We start from the raw sequence: 14,588 nt of genomic DNA, 5'->3' as shown, positions 1-14,588 counted from the left end.
CCATATATGAGTGGTTACTTATAATGGAACAGGCCAATCAAGCTATAGCACTCATAACTGCATTGTCTATGTACGTGGCATTAAAAACCAGCAGTTGCAAGGCCGCTGGGAAAGTTCCTGATAAAACTCAAAATGCTTGTGAAAAATTTGCGAAACCCACAAAACCGGCTAGTTTCAAGCATCGCAGGCTGAGCAGAGCGATTGCTCTAGAAAGACATGGAGGTGCCAGCGCGCAAGGCTTGCAGCTTAAGCTGTCGGCACTCTCCAGGAGCACCCGTGAAGGAAATTTCCTACTTCACGGCGCCTTAAACTGACACAAGTCAGCAAACGGCAACGGCGTCAGATTTATGCTGACGTCAACTTTCTCCTGGCAGGAGTTGTTAAATGTCTGATTCATCTGGAAAACTGAAGCTCGGCGCGTTAGTTGCACTTGTCGTCGGCTCCATGATTGGCGGCGGGATCTTTTCGCTGCCGCAGAACATGGCCGCCAGCGCAGGGGTTGGTGCCGTACTGATTGGCTGGGGCATCACCGCGGTCGGCATGCTGACCCTGGCGTTTGTGTTCCAGACCCTGGCCAACCGCAAGCCTGACCTGGATGGCGGGGTGTATGCCTACGCCAAGGCCGGTTTCGGTGACTACATGGGCTTCTCTTCGGCCTGGGGGTACTGGATCAGTGCCTGGCTGGGTAACGTCGGCTACTTTGTGCTGTTGTTCAGCACCTTGGGCTACTTCTTCCCGATCTTCGGTGAAGGCAACACGCCGGCCGCCATCATTGGCGCATCGATCCTGTTGTGGGCGGTGCACTTCCTGGTGCTGCGCGGCATCAAGGAGGCGGCGTTCATCAACCTGGTCACCACCGTGGCCAAAGTCGTACCGCTGGTGCTGTTCGCCCTGATCTGCCTGTTCGCCTTCAGGCTCGACATCTTCACCGCTGACATCTGGGCCGTAGGCACACCGGAGCTTGGCAGCGTGATGAACCAGGTGCGCAACATGATGCTGGTCACCGTTTGGGTGTTCATCGGCATCGAGGGCGCGAGCATCTTCTCGTCCCGGGCGGAAAAACGCTCTGACGTGGGCAAGGCCACAGTGATCGGCTTTGTCACCGTGCTGCTGTTCCTGGTGCTGGTGAACGTGCTGTCGCTGGGCATCATGACCCAACCGGAACTGGCCAAGCTGCAGAACCCGTCGATGGCTGCCGTACTGGAGCATGTGGTCGGCCACTGGGGCGCGGTGCTGATCAGCGTCGGCCTGATCATCTCGCTGTTGGGGGCGCTGCTGTCGTGGGTACTGCTGTGTGCCGAGATCATGTTCGCCGCCGCCAAGGACCACACCATGCCGGAGTTCCTGCGCCGCGAAAACGCCAACCAGGTCCCGGCCAACGCCCTGTGGCTGACCAATGCCATGGTGCAGATCTTCCTGGTAATCACGCTGTTCTCCAACAGCACCTACCTGTCGCTGATCTACCTCGCCACCTCGATGATCCTGGTGCCCTACCTGTGGTCGGCAGCCTATGCGTTCCTGCTGGCACTGCGCAGCGAAACCTACGAGCAGGCCCTGGCCGAACGCAAGAAAGACCTGATCATCGGCGGCATCGCCCTGCTGTACGCCATCTGGCTGCTGTACGCCGGCGGCGTGAAATACCTGCTGCTCTCGGCCCTGCTCTACGCACCTGGGGCGATCTTGTTCGCCAAAGCCAAGCGTGAAGTTGGCCAACCCATCTTCACCAACGTGGAAAAACTGATCTTCGCAGCCGTGGTCATCGGCGCCCTGGTGGCAGCTTATGGCCTGTACGACGGCTTCCTGACCCTTTGACCCACGTCTTCGTTCAATTGGAGGAATGAAACCATGTCCGCTGAAAAACAGAAGTACGGTGTCCACTCCGAAGCCGGCAAACTGCGCAAAGTGATGGTTTGCTCGCCGGGCCTGGCGCACAAGCGCCTGACGCCGAGCAACTGTGACGAGCTGCTGTTCGACGATGTGATCTGGGTCGACCAGGCCAAGCGTGACCATTTCGACTTCGTCACCAAAATGCGCGAGCGCGGCGTGGATGTGCTGGAAATGCACAACCTGCTGACCGACATCGTGCAGCAACCCGAAGCCCTCAAGTGGATCCTTGACCGCAAGATTACCTCTGACACCGTGGGTGTCGGCCTGACCAACGAGGTGCGCAGCTGGCTCGAAGGGCTGGAGCCACGCCACCTGGCGGAGTTCCTGATTGGCGGCGTGGCGGGCCAGGACCTTCCAGTCAGCGAAGGCGCCGAAGTGATCAAGATGTACAACAAGTACCTGGGCCACTCCAGCTTCATTCTGCCGCCGCTGCCCAACACTCAGTTCACCCGTGACACCACCTGCTGGATCTATGGTGGCGTGACGCTCAACCCGATGTACTGGCCTGCGCGACGTCAGGAAACCCTGCTGACCACCGCCATCTACAAGTTCCACAAGGAATTCACCGGCGCCGACTTCCAGGTGTGGTACGGCGACCCGGACAAGGATCACGGTAACGCCACCCTCGAGGGCGGCGACGTGATGCCGGTCGGCAAGGGCATCGTGCTGATCGGCATGGGTGAGCGCACTTCGCGCCATGCCATCGGCCAACTGGCTCAGAACCTGTTCGAGAAGGGCGCGGCCGAGAAAATCATCGTCGCTGGCCTGCCGAAGTCCCGCGCGGCGATGCACCTGGACACCGTGTTCAGCTTCTGCGACCGCGACCTGGTAACGGTATTCCCGGAGGTGGTGAAAGAGATCAAGCCATTCATCATCACCCCAGATTCCAGCAAGCCCTATGGCATGAACATCGCGCCGCAGGATGCCTCGTTCCTCGAGGTGGTATCCGAGCAGTTGCTGGGCAAGAAAGACAAGCTGCGGGTGGTCGAGACTGGCGGCAACAGCTTTGCCGCCGAGCGCGAACAATGGGATGACGGCAACAACGTGGTGGCCCTCGAGCCGGGCGTGGTCATCGGCTACGACCGCAACACCTACACCAACACCCTGCTGCGCAAGGCCGGTATCGAGGTCATCACCATCAGCGCCGGCGAACTGGGCCGGGGCCGGGGCGGCGGCCACTGCATGACCTGCCCGATTGTGCGTGACCCGATCGATTACTAACGACCATTGCACCCGGCCGCGCCCACAAAGCGCCGGCCGGGACACTACCGGACTCAAGGAGAAGCAATCATGGCGTTCAACATTCACAACCGCAACCTGCTCAGCCTGGAACACCACACCACCCGCGAGCTGCGCTACCTGCTGGACCTGTCCCGCGACCTCAAGCGTGCAAAGTACACCGGTACCGAGCAGCAGCACCTGAAGGGCAACAACATTGCGCTGATCTTCGAAAAAACCTCCACCCGTACCCGCTGCGCCTTCGAAGTCGCTGCCTACGACCAAGGTGCCAACGTCACCTATATCGACCCCAACTCTTCGCAGATCGGTCACAAGGAGAGCATGAAAGACACCGCTCGCGTGCTTGGGCGCATGTATGACGCGATCGAGTACCGGGGTTTCAAGCAGGAAATCGTCGAAGAGCTGGCCAAGTTCGCTGGTGTGCCGGTATTCAACGGCCTGACTGACGAATACCACCCGACCCAGATGATTGCCGACGTGCTGACCATGCGCGAGCACAGCGACAAGCCGCTGCACGACATCAGCTACGCCTATCTGGGCGACGCCCGCAACAACATGGGCAACTCGCTGCTGCTGATTGGCGCCAAGCTCGGCATGGATGTGCGCATCGCCGCGCCCAAGGCACTGTGGCCGCATGACGACCTGGTCGAGCGCTGCAAGAAGTACGCTGAGGAAAGCGGCGCCCGCATCACCCTCACCGAAGACCCGAAAGCGGCGGTCAAGGGTGTGGACTTTGTTCATACCGACGTGTGGGTTTCGATGGGCGAGCCGATCGAAGCCTGGGGTGAGCGCATCAAGCAGCTCAAGCCTTACCAGGTGAACGCCGAGTTGATGAAGTCCACCGGCAACCCGCGGACCAAGTTCATGCACTGCCTGCCGGCGTTCCATAACTCCGACACCAAGGTCGGCAAGCAGATTGCCGAACAGTACCCGGACTTGGCCAACGGCATCGAAGTGACTGACGACGTGTTCGAGTCGCCGGCCTGCATCGCCTTCGAGCAGGCGGAAAACCGCATGCACACCATCAAGGCGATTCTGGTTTCGACCCTGGCTGACCTCTGACAATCGCCCCGCGCCTGGGGGCAGGCTTCGCCGGTGATCGCCGGCAAGCCAGCTCCCACAAAGGATCGAGGTGCTCACCCCATCTGCGTAAAGGACATTCCCCATGCGTATCGTTGTTGCATTGGGCGGCAACGCCCTGCTGCGTCGCGGCGAGCCCATGACCGCTGACAACCAGCGCGCCAATATCCGCACCGCCACCGAACAGATCGCCAAGATCCACCCTGGCAACGAACTGGTCATTGCCCACGGCAACGGCCCGCAAGTCGGCCTGCTGTCGCTTCAGGCCCTGTCCTACAAGCCTGACGAGGCCTACCCGCTGGACGTGCTGGGTGCCGAAACCGAAGGCATGATCGGCTACATGATCGAACAGGAACTGGGCAACCTGCTGGATTTCGAGGTGCCATTCGCCACCCTGCTGACCCAGGTGGAAGTGGACGCCAACGACCCCGCCTTCAAGGACCCGACCAAGTTCATTGGCCCGGTCTACAGCAAGGAAGAGGCCGAGCGCCTGGCCAAAGAGAAAGGCTGGGTGGTCAAGGCCGATGGCGACAAGTACCGCCGTGTGGTGGCCAGCCCGAAACCCAAGCGCATCTTTGAAATCCGCCCGATCAAGTGGCTGCTGGAAAAGAGCAGCATCGTGATTTGCGCAGGCGGTGGCGGCATCCCCACCATGTACGATGAAAACCGCAAGCTCAAGGGCATTGAAGCGGTGATCGACAAAGACCTGTGCTCTGCACTGCTGGCCGAGCAATTGGAAGCCGACCTTCTGATTATCGCCACCGACGTCGACGCGGCCTACATTGACTGGGGCAAGCCCACGCAAAAAGCCATTGCCCAGGCCCATCCGGACGAACTCGAGCGCCTTGGCTTCGCCGCAGGCTCCATGGGGCCAAAAGTGCAAGCTGCCAGTGACTTTGCCCGCAACACCGGCAAGGTGGCAGTGATCAGTTCGCTGGAAAACATTGAAGACATTGTCAAAGGTACTGCTGGCACACGGGTCTCCACCGAGAAGCCTGGGATCAGCTACCGTTGAATGCAGTTGGCGGGTGCCTGGCGCCCGCCGTTTTCGACCTTCCAAAGGAGCTAGCCATGGCCCATTATGAACCTGGTCATGTACATATCGAGCGCTCTGCGCTGAACAGTGCCGACCACAGCTATGACCTGAACATCGACTACGAGGCAGCGTCGGACCCCAAGGAAGGCAGAGGCATTCAGTTCCGCATGCATGGCAGCATCGAAGGCAAGCCGGTGGAAGAAAAGTTCTTCCTCGCCAAGGACCAGGTATTGCCCAGCTTCCTCATGCTGCTGACCCGCAAGGCTCAGTCATACCTCGCGCCGCCGAAAAAATTCGAGACACTGAGTTCGCCGCACAAGCTCTATGACGATATGTTCGCGGACATTCGCGAAAAGCTTGACGTGAAATCGGGCGACCCCATCAAGCCTGAACATCTGGAGTGATTTCGCGTACTTGGGGCTGCTGCGCAGCCCCGGCGATGTTAAGGCATACTACCGCCCTCCCCGGCCACCACCTTGCCCCTCCCCAATGCGCATCCATGTCAGCTTCATCGACCGCGTCGGCATCACCCAGGAAGTCCTCGCCCTGCTCGGTGCCCGCAACCTCAACCTGGACGCGGTGGAGATGGTCCCGCCGAACGTTTACATCGATGCTCCCACCCTCAGCCCTGCCGTGCTCGAAGAACTGCATGACGCACTGTTCGAGGTGCAGGGCGTGCAATCGGTGGACGTGGTCGACATCCTCCCCGGCCAGCGCCGCCACCTGCAGCTCGACGCCCTGCTGGCGGCGATGAGCGACCCGGTACTGGCCGTGGACAGCGCAGGCCTGGTGCTGCTGGCCAACCCGGCGCTGATCGCCCTGTGCGGCCGCGAATCCGCCGGGCGTTCGGTGGGCGAACTGTTTGGCGACCCCGCGCTGCTGCAGGCGCTGCTGGACAACAACTTCCACCTGCCCATGCGCGAAATGCAGCTCAACGGCCAAAGCCTGCTGCTGGACGCCATGCCGATCACCAACGCAGGTGGCCTGCTCACGCTCTACCCGCCCACGCGCATGGGCGAGCGCCTGTCGGCCCTGCACCACGACCATGCCGAAGGCTTCGATGCCCTGCTCGGCGAGTCGCCCGCCATCCGCACGCTCAAGGCCCGCGCCCTGCGCGTGGCGGCGCTCGATGCACCGCTGCTGGTGCACGGCGAAACCGGCACTGGCAAAGAGCTGGTCGCCCGCGCCTGCCACGCCATCAGCAGCCGCCACGCCGCCCCGTTCCTCGCCCTGAACTGCGCCGCACTGCCCGAGAGCCTGGCCGAGAGCGAGCTGTTTGGTTATGCACCCGGTGCCTTCACCGGCGCGCAACGCGGTGGCAAGCCCGGGCTGATGGAACTGGCCAACCAGGGCACGGTGTTCCTCGATGAAATTGGCGAAATGTCACCCTACCTGCAGGCCAAGCTGCTGCGTTTTCTCAGCGATGGCAGCTTCCGCCGGGTGGGCGGCGACCGCGAAGTGAAGGTGGATGTGCGCATCATCAGTGCCACCCACCGCGACCTGGAGCGCATGGTCGCCGAAGGCAGCTTCCGCGAAGACCTGTTCTACCGCCTCAACGTGCTCAACCTGCAGGTACCGCCACTGCGTGACAGGGGCCAGGACATCCTGATGCTGGCGCACTTCTTCATGCAGCAGGCCTGCACGCAGATCCAGCGCCCAGCCTGCCGGCTGACCCCGGCCACCCATTCGGCACTGCTGGCCAACCCGTGGCCGGGCAATGTGCGTCAACTGCAAAACGTAATCTTCCGCGCTGCGGCCATCTGCGAGGGCAACCTGGTGGATATCGGCGACCTGGACATCGCCGGCACCTCGGTGGCAAGAGGACAGGACGGTGAAGTGGCCAGCCTGGAACAGGCCGTGGGTGATTTCGAGCGCGAACTGTTACAGCGCCTGTATGCCAGTTACCCGTCGACGCGTCAGCTGGCCGGGCGCTTGCAAACTTCGCATACCGCTATTGCCCAGCGGCTGCGTAAATATGGAATACCCGGAAAACTTTGATACGCGTCGTCAAAGCCGACAGCTCATTCAGACTTTTCCTAGCCGCTTGGCCGCAATTGACTGGCGTGCTCGCCGTAGAATGATGACATCGTTATTTCGCATGTCACCTTGAACGAAGAGTACCCTGATGTTTGAACTCGATTTTTACGGGACACTTGTAGCCGCCTCCCTGGTATTGCTACTGGGGCGCGGGCTGGTCGCACGCATTGGTTTCCTGCGCGCTTACAATATCCCGGAACCTGTTGCAGGCGGATTGGTAGTGGCCTTGGCGCTCTTGGCATTGCGCAGTTTCGATGTACAGGTCCAGTTTGATACCTCATTGCAGACACCGTTGATGCTGGCGTTCTTCGCCACCATCGGCCTGAGTGCAGACTTCGCCAGCCTGAAGAAGGGCGGCCGTGTGGTCGCTGTGTTCCTGCTGGTGGTGACTGGCTTGCTGCTGGTGCAGAACGCCATGGGCATAGGCCTGGCAACGGCATTGGGGCTCGACCCATTGCTGGGCCTGCTGGCTGGTTCGATCACCCTGTCCGGGGGCCACGGCACGGGCGCCGCCTGGGGCGCCACGTTCACTGAAAAGTTTGGGGTGGCTTCGGCTTCCGAACTGGCGATGGCCTCTGCCACCTTCGGCCTGGTACTGGGCGGCTTGATTGGTGGCCCGGTTGCCAGGTTGCTGATCAAGCGGGTAAAGACGCAGGGGGTGGAAGAAGAAGTTCCACACCTGCCAAAAGGCTTTGAACAGCCGAATAAAGAGCGTCTGATCACCTCTTTTTCATTTATCGAAACGCTGGCACTGATTGCCGTCAGTTTGCTGGCCGGTACATTACTGAATGGAGTATTGAGAGGCACGGCATTCGAACTGCCGACATTCGTTTGTGTACTCTTCGTGGGCGTACTGCTGCGCAACGGGCTTTCGGCATTCGGCTTTTATCGTGTGTTCGAACGAGAAGTTTCGGTGCTGGGCAATGTCAGTCTGTCCCTGTTCCTGGCCATTGCCTTGATGTCGCTCAAGTTGTGGGACCTGGCGGCACTGGCCTTACCGTTCTTTGCGTTGCTGGCCGCGCAAACGCTGGTCATGGCACTGTTTGCGATCTTCGTGACATTCCGGGTGATGGGCCGCAACTATGATGCGGCAGTGCTGGCGGCCGGGCACTGTGGCTTCGGCCTGGGTGCAACGCCGACGGCCATTGCCAACATGCAAGCAGTGACCCAGCGCTATGGCGCCTCGCACATCGCCTTCCTGGTAGTGCCGATGGTGGGCGCGTTCTTCATCGACATCATCAATGTCATCGTGATCAAGCTGTACTTGGCATTGCCCTTGTTTATCGCGGGGTAACTCAGCCAACCCTGTTGCTGGCCGTCCTGGGCGTTGGCCCAGGACGAAGCACATCCGCTCAGGGACGAACCGCTGTAACTTCGATCTCAACGCGCCAGGCCGGGTGTGCCAGGCCCGCAATCTGGAACGCGGAACGCGCGGGCAGAACCGGCTGTTTGGCGGCAGGCCCGAAGAACTGGGTATAGCCGGCCATGAAACCGTCAAAATCCATTTTGCCGCCGTTCTCTGGCCCACCCACCAGGAACACTTGCATCTTCACCACATCCGTGAGGCCAAGACCCAGTTCTTTCAGTTGCTGCTGAATGTTTTCAAGCACATTGATGGTTTGTGCCTTGGTGTCACCGTAGGCTTCCAGTGACTCCTTGGGTGCATCGGGATGGATAACCGACGGGACCGAACCACTCAGGTAGATGACCGTCTTGCCCGCGGGGACTTCTACAGCTGACGAGATCGGGAAACTGCCTGCGCCATGGCGCACGATATCTTGTGCATGGGCGCTGCCGATACCGGCCAATGCCAGTGCAGCCACGGTGTTCAAAGCGACTTTCATGGTGTTCTCCTGAAAAGTACCAAGCATGTGCACGCATGGATGATGCGCACACGGGTCATTCCATTGCGCCAGGTGCGCTTAGAATCGATACAGGCTGAAGGGTTTCGGGTCCAGCACGGGCGCCTTGCCAAGCAGCAAATCGGCCGACAGCTCGGACGACACCGGGCTCTCCGTCATTCCCCAGCCGGTTGCGGTGTTGAGGACCAGCCCCGGGTACTCGTTGACCTGCGAAATGATGGGGTTCTCATCCGGAGCAATGGCCATCGCACCGCTCCACTGATCGATCAGCTTCGCATCACTGAAGGCAGGGAACTCGACCTTGAGTTTTTCCAGAGATGCATTCAGCTCCGGAAGGTCCGGGGCCGCCGTCATCAGCCGGTTTTTCTCGAAAGGCGAAACTTCGTCCAGCCTCCAGTGGGTTGGCTGAATGAACGAATCAATGAGCTGCTTGTTGAGCGAGATGTGCACCGGGAAGTCCGGGATGGCCAGCAGAGGCAGGTACTTGTAGCCGTACATGAACGACTCTTTCACTACCGGGGCAACCACGACGCGTGGCGAAGTGGCGTAGGTACCGTCGGCCTGCTCACGGAAGTAGATATTCCCCGGCAATGCAACGTTGCCGCCGGGTGCACGGGGGGCCGCACTGATGATTTGCTGGGACTGGTAAGCGGGCAAGGTCGGCACATCGACCCCCAGGTTCTGCATGAACAGCCTGGACCAAGCCCCACCCGCCACGATCACCCGCGAAGTCCGGATGGCGCCCTTCTCGGTCACCACATCAGAGATGGCTCCCGCCTGGGTCTCCAGCCCTCTTGCGGCGCAGTGGGTGTAGATACGCACGCCCATTTTCTTGGCGTACTCCGCCATGACAAACGATGCGCGCTCGGCATCGAGGCTACCGGAATCTTCTTCGAAACCCGCGACCTTCCAGTTTGACGATGCTCCACGCAGGCGCTGTTCAAGTTCATTGCCCTGGATGATTCGCGTGTTGAACGGTATATCCGCTGCCACTTCACGGCCTTTGCTATCGATCCACTGCCTGACGCCTTCCAGGTCCTCTTCATCGAACGGCACTTCCACCCGACCTTGCGTGCGATAGCTGGTATCTGCACCCACTTTGGCATTCATTTCACGCCAACGTTGCTTGGCAAGATGGTGCAACTGGAAAGTTGCGTCCGGCATCTTGTAGGTCATCACCTGACCATAAAACCTGCACGACTGCTCGCCGGCAATTTCACCTTTTTCAACGATAACTACGGAAAGGCCACGTTCGACCAGGTTGATCGCCGTCATGTGCCCAAGAATGCCCGCGCCAACGACGACTACATCCGCCTGCTTGGGCAGCTCTCCCTCAGTGCCCCCTACAAAACCAAACCGTGGTTTGCCGGGGATCAGCCTGCCTTCGCGCGTCAGCAGGGGGGTCAGAATCCCCGCGCCCCCCGCAACAGCCAAGACGCCACTGCCGATCAAAAACTTACGCCTCGTCATTCCCATGACACTTTCCTTTCCTGGTATCCGGTGTTGGTTGCATCCGCCCAGACGGCGAGACACCTGGTTGCCCGACAGCCTTCCTGACCCACTTTGCGGGCCAGGCAGTCAGGCTGAGCATTAACATTCAAGGGGGGCGATTCTGGTGATGCACCCGTGCCGGTTAAATCGCAGCGGGCAAATAATTAGTTCAGCCATTTGCAAACTAATATGCAGGAGACATAAATAGTTGAGATCGCGACACCGCATCTTTACCTGATCAACTTGACTTCGCAGCACGCATCCGGATTAGTTTCGTTGGAGCAATAACCTCATTAAAAATCCGGCTATTTGAAACTTATTAATTCCGCCGTTTGGGTCAAACTTGTGTTCCTAGAATTGATATGCAGTGGTTCCAGCGACAGCCCGTGAAACCATGGGTGTATCGATTTAAATACACCGTATCGAAATCAGTACAACCCCGTTAGAAAGCGGCTGCGCAAGGGTTTGATCCCCAAACGCTTTTTTATGCTTCGCCATCTGTAGCGTTCTCGTTCCACAAGAACCGCAAGGCGAACGCAAAAAAACAAGTAACTTGTTGTTTTATATATATTTTTTGTGATTGGCCGCGTTTTTGCTAAGGGAATACCAACCCAAGAGCGCGGACCCACCGCGCCCAACGCCCTGCTTCCCGAGGATTCCCCATGAGCGAGTTGCGTTTCACTGAAGATCACGAATGGCTGCGCGTCGAAGCCGATGGCAGCGTCACCGTGGGTATCACCGCCTACGCGCAGAACGCCCTTGGCGATGTGGTGTTCGTGCAACTGCCAGAGTTGCAGCAGTATGAAAAAGGCAGCGAAGCGTCCACCGTCGAATCGGTCAAGGCCGCCAGCGGCGTGTATATGCCCCTGGCCGGTGAAGTGGTCGAGGTCAACGGCCAGCTCGAAAGCAGCCCTGAACTGGTCAACGAAGACCCGATGGGCGAAGGCTGGTTCTTCCGCTTCAACCCAGCCGACAGGAGCGAAGTTACCGCCCTGCTCGACCAGGACGCCTACGACCGCCTTATCAAAGCCAACGACGACGCCTGAGGAGTTCCGCAATGACCATCAACCTCGGTACCGCCAACGAATTCATTGCCCGTCACATCGGCCCGCGCGCCGCTGACGAGCAGGCCATGCTCGCCGCCCTGGGCTTCGACTCGCTGGACGCCATGACCGCCGCAGTCATCCCCGACAGCATCAAGGGCACCAGCGTGCTTGGCTCGCACGATGGCCAGAGCGAAGCCGACGCGCTCGCTGCGCTCAAGGCCATCGCCGGCAAGAACCAGCTGTTCAAAAGCTACATCGGCCAGGGCTACTACAACACCCACACCCCAGCGCCGATCCTGCGCAACCTGCTGGAAAACCCTGCCTGGTACACCGCCTACACCCCGTACCAGCCAGAAATCTCCCAAGGCCGCCTGGAAGCGCTGCTGAACTTCCAGACCCTGATCAGCGACCTGACCGGCCTGCCGATCGCCAACGCCTCCCTGCTCGACGAAGCCACTGCTGCGGCCGAGGCCATGACGTTCTGCAAGCGCCTGTCGAAGAACAAGGCCAGCCACGCCTTCTTCGCCTCCGTGCACTGCCACCCGCAAACCCTCGACGTGCTGCGCACCCGTGCCGAGCCGCTGGGTATCGAGGTGGTGGTCGGTGACGAGCGCGAGCTGGGGGATGTCAGCGCCTTCTTCGGCGCCCTGCTGCAATACCCGGCCAGCAACGGTGAAGTGTTCGACTACCGTGAAGTGGTACAGCGCTTCCACGCCGCCAATGCCCTGGTCGCCGTCGCGGCCGACCTGCTGGCCCTGACCCTGCTGACCCCACCGGGCGAGTTCGACGCCGACGTGGCCATCGGCAGCGCCCAGCGTTTTGGCGTACCACTGGGCTTCGGTGGCCCGCACGCGGCCTACTTCGCCACCCGTGACGCGTTCAAGCGCGACATGCCGGGCCGCCTGGTCGGCGTATCGATCGACCGCTTCGGCAAAACTGCCCTGCGCCTGGCCATGCAGACCCGCGAGCAGCACATCCGTCGCGAAAAGGCCACCAGCAACATCTGCACCGCCCAGGTGCTGCTGGCCAACATCGCCAGCATGTTCGCCGTTTACCACGGCCCGGCCGGCCTCAAGCGCATTGCCGAGCGTACCCATGCGCTGACTGCGATTCTGGCCGCCGGCCTGAAGGCGCTGGGCGTATCGGTGGTGGGCGGCAGCGCCTTCGACACCCTGACCCTGGCCACCGGCAGTACCACTGCCAGCCTGCATGACAAGGCACGCGCCCAGGGCATCAACCTGCGCCAGGTAGACGCCGCACATGTCGGCCTGTCGCTGGACGAAACCAGCACCCAGGCTGACGTCGAGTCGCTGTGGCAGCTGTTGGGTGGCGAGCAGGCACAGCCTGACTTCAGCGCACTGGCAGCCAGCACCGGCTCCCTGCTGCCGGCTGCCCTGCTGCGCCAGTCGGCCATTCTCGAACACCCGGTATTCAACCGCTATCACAGCGAAACCGAGCTGATGCGCTACCTGCGCCGCCTGGCCGACAAGGACCTGGCACTGGACCGCAGCATGATCCCGCTGGGCTCATGCACCATGAAGCTGAACGCCGCCAGCGAAATGATCCCGGTCACCTGGGCCGAGTTCGGCAACCTGCACCCGTTCGCCCCGGCCGCACAGAGCCAGGGCTACCTGCAGATGACCACCGAGCTGGAAGCCATGCTCTGCGCCGCCACCGGCTATGACGCCGTGTCGCTGCAGCCCAACGCCGGCTCCCAGGGCGAATATGCAGGCCTGCTGGCTATCCGCGCCTACCACCGCAGCCGTGGCGAAGCGCACCGCGACATCTGCCTGATCCCGTCGTCGGCCCACGGCACCAACCCGGCCACCGCACACATGGCTGGCATGCGCGTCGTCGTTACCGCCTGTGACGCCCGCGGCAACGTCGATGTCGAGGACCTGCGCGCCAAGGCCATCGAGCACCGCGAGCGCCTGGCCGCGATCATGATCACCTACCCGTCGACCCACGGTGTGTTCGAAGAAGCGATCGGCGAAATCTGCGCGATCATTCACGATAACGGTGGCCAGGTGTACATCGACGGCGCCAACATGAACGCCATGGTCGGCCTGTGCGCCCCGGGCAAGTTCGGCGGCGATGTGTCCCACCTGAACCTGCACAAGACCTTCTGCATCCCGCACGGTGGTGGCGGCCCAGGCGTTGGCCCGATTGGCGTCAAGTCGCACCTGGCGCCGTTCCTGCCTGGCCACGCGCAGCTGGAAAACACCCAAGGTGCGGTGTGCGCCGCACCGTTCGGCAGCGCCAGCATCCTGCCGATCACCTGGATGTACATCCGCATGATGGGCGGTGCCGGCCTCAAGCGTGCTTCGCAGATGGCCATTCTGAACGCCAACTACATCGCCCGCCGCCTGGAAGAGCACTATCCTGTTCTGTATACCGGTGGCAATGGCCTGGTGGCCCACGAATGCATCCTCGACCTGCGCCCGCTGAAGGACACCAGCGGCATCAGCGTCGACGACGTGGCCAAGCGCCTGATCGACTTCGGCTTCCACGCCCCGACCATGTCTTTCCCGGTGGCCGGCACGCTGATGATCGAACCGACCGAAAGCGAGTCCAAGGAAGAACTGGACCGCTTCTGCGACGCGATGATCCAGATCCGCGAAGAAATCCGTGCGGTCGAGAGCGGTACCGTGGACAAGGACGACAACCCGCTGAAGAACGCTCCGCACACTGCGGCCGAACTGGTTGGCGAATGGGCCCACGGCTACAGCCGCGAACAAGCGGTTTACCCGCTGCCAAGCCTGGTGGAAAGCAAGTACTGGCCGCCGGTTGGCCGGGTCGACAACGTGTTCGGCGACCGCAACCTGGTGTGCGCCTGCCCGTCGATCGAGAGCTATCAGGACGCCTGATTGCGCTCAGGCCCGCTACCTGACTTGAGGTGGACCTCTGAGG

Annotated in this window: 12 protein-coding genes; 10 read left to right on the top strand and 2 right to left on the bottom strand. The window is 60.8% G+C overall.

The annotated features are described in order from the left end of the window. The first annotated feature begins 23 nt into the window (after positions 1-23). The 8 genes from OZ911_RS04920 (at position 24) to gltS (ending at position 8,573) form a co-directional block, all read left to right on the top strand. Positions 24-314: a hypothetical protein gene (locus OZ911_RS04920; RefSeq protein WP_134792734.1), complete on the top strand. Its 291-nt coding sequence runs from the start codon at positions 24-26 to the stop codon at positions 312-314. 70 nt (positions 315-384) lie between these two features. Then, a complete protein-coding gene (arcD, locus tag OZ911_RS04915) occupies positions 385-1,812 on the top strand; it encodes an arginine-ornithine antiporter (protein WP_016485081.1) in 1,428 nt (475 codons plus the stop codon). Positions 1,813-1,845: 33 nt separating this feature from the next. Next, positions 1,846-3,108 (top strand): arginine deiminase, encoded by a 1,263-nt coding sequence (gene arcA, locus OZ911_RS04910; RefSeq protein WP_016485080.1) that lies wholly within the window; start codon positions 1,846-1,848, stop codon positions 3,106-3,108. Positions 3,109-3,177: 69 nt separating this feature from the next. After that, positions 3,178-4,188, top strand: a complete 1,011-nt coding sequence (locus tag OZ911_RS04905; RefSeq protein ID WP_016485079.1) for an ornithine carbamoyltransferase — start codon at positions 3,178-3,180, stop codon at positions 4,186-4,188. 103 nt (positions 4,189-4,291) lie between these two features. Then, the gene (gene arcC / locus OZ911_RS04900) at positions 4,292-5,221 is read left to right on the top strand and encodes a carbamate kinase (RefSeq protein ID WP_016485078.1); all 930 of its coding nucleotides are present in this window, start codon (positions 4,292-4,294) and stop codon (positions 5,219-5,221) included. A gap of 56 nt (positions 5,222-5,277) precedes the next feature. Next, positions 5,278-5,646, top strand: coding sequence for a DUF5064 family protein (locus tag OZ911_RS04895; protein WP_016485077.1), 369 nt, complete (start codon positions 5,278-5,280; stop codon positions 5,644-5,646). An 85-nt stretch (positions 5,647-5,731) separates the two neighbouring features. Next, the gene (gene gcsR, locus OZ911_RS04890) at positions 5,732-7,240 is read left to right on the top strand and encodes a transcriptional regulator GcsR (protein ID WP_023046961.1); all 1,509 of its coding nucleotides are present in this window, start codon (positions 5,732-5,734) and stop codon (positions 7,238-7,240) included. A 127-nt stretch (positions 7,241-7,367) separates the two neighbouring features. Beyond that, complete coding sequence (gene gltS, locus OZ911_RS04885; protein ID WP_016485075.1) at positions 7,368-8,573, top strand: sodium/glutamate symporter; 1,206 nt, start codon at positions 7,368-7,370, stop codon at positions 8,571-8,573. A gap of 58 nt (positions 8,574-8,631) precedes the next feature. Here gltS and OZ911_RS04880 read toward each other — a convergent pair whose 3' ends face one another. After that, positions 8,632-9,123: a RidA family protein gene (locus OZ911_RS04880; RefSeq protein ID WP_023046960.1), complete on the bottom strand. Its 492-nt coding sequence runs from the start codon at positions 9,121-9,123 to the stop codon at positions 8,632-8,634. Between the two features lie 78 nt (positions 9,124-9,201). Further along, positions 9,202-10,593 carry an NAD(P)/FAD-dependent oxidoreductase gene (locus tag OZ911_RS04875; protein ID WP_218188906.1) on the bottom strand — a complete coding sequence of 464 codons (1,392 nt, stop codon included), beginning with the start codon at positions 10,591-10,593 and terminating at the stop codon, positions 9,202-9,204. A 701-nt stretch (positions 10,594-11,294) separates the two neighbouring features. Here OZ911_RS04875 and gcvH point away from each other — a divergent pair. Next, entirely contained in the window at positions 11,295-11,678 is a 384-nt protein-coding gene (gene gcvH / locus OZ911_RS04870) for a glycine cleavage system protein GcvH (protein ID WP_016485072.1), read from the top strand. An 11-nt stretch (positions 11,679-11,689) separates the two neighbouring features. Further along, complete coding sequence (gene gcvP / locus OZ911_RS04865) at positions 11,690-14,545, top strand: aminomethyl-transferring glycine dehydrogenase (protein WP_016485071.1); 2,856 nt, start codon at positions 11,690-11,692, stop codon at positions 14,543-14,545. Positions 14,546-14,588: the final 43 nt, after the last annotated feature.

The organism is Pseudomonas fortuita, assembly GCF_026898135.2.
GTDB classification, from domain to species: Bacteria; Pseudomonadota; Gammaproteobacteria; order Pseudomonadales; family Pseudomonadaceae; genus Aquipseudomonas; species Aquipseudomonas fortuita.
Note: the sequence above shows the minus strand (reverse complement) of the source record. Positions and strands in the feature narration are given on the sequence as shown.

Excerpts from the sequence above, each read along its gene's own strand:
- OZ911_RS04920 (WP_134792734.1), top strand. The coding sequence starts at position 24 with ATGGAACAGGCCAATCAAGCTATAGCACTCATAACTGCATTGTCTATG.
- arcD (WP_016485081.1), top strand. The coding sequence starts at position 385 with ATGTCTGATTCATCTGGAAAACTGAAGCTCGGCGCGTTAGTTGCACTT.
- arcA (WP_016485080.1), top strand. The coding sequence starts at position 1,846 with ATGTCCGCTGAAAAACAGAAGTACGGTGTCCACTCCGAAGCCGGCAAA.
- OZ911_RS04905 (WP_016485079.1), top strand. The coding sequence starts at position 3,178 with ATGGCGTTCAACATTCACAACCGCAACCTGCTCAGCCTGGAACACCAC.
- arcC (WP_016485078.1), top strand. The coding sequence starts at position 4,292 with ATGCGTATCGTTGTTGCATTGGGCGGCAACGCCCTGCTGCGTCGCGGC.
- OZ911_RS04895 (WP_016485077.1), top strand. The coding sequence starts at position 5,278 with ATGGCCCATTATGAACCTGGTCATGTACATATCGAGCGCTCTGCGCTG.
- gcsR (WP_023046961.1), top strand. The coding sequence starts at position 5,732 with ATGCGCATCCATGTCAGCTTCATCGACCGCGTCGGCATCACCCAGGAA.
- gltS (WP_016485075.1), top strand. The coding sequence starts at position 7,368 with ATGTTTGAACTCGATTTTTACGGGACACTTGTAGCCGCCTCCCTGGTA.
- OZ911_RS04880 (WP_023046960.1), bottom strand. The coding sequence starts at position 9,123 with ATGAAAGTCGCTTTGAACACCGTGGCTGCACTGGCATTGGCCGGTATC.
- gcvH (WP_016485072.1), top strand. The coding sequence starts at position 11,295 with ATGAGCGAGTTGCGTTTCACTGAAGATCACGAATGGCTGCGCGTCGAA.
- gcvP (WP_016485071.1), top strand. The coding sequence starts at position 11,690 with ATGACCATCAACCTCGGTACCGCCAACGAATTCATTGCCCGTCACATC.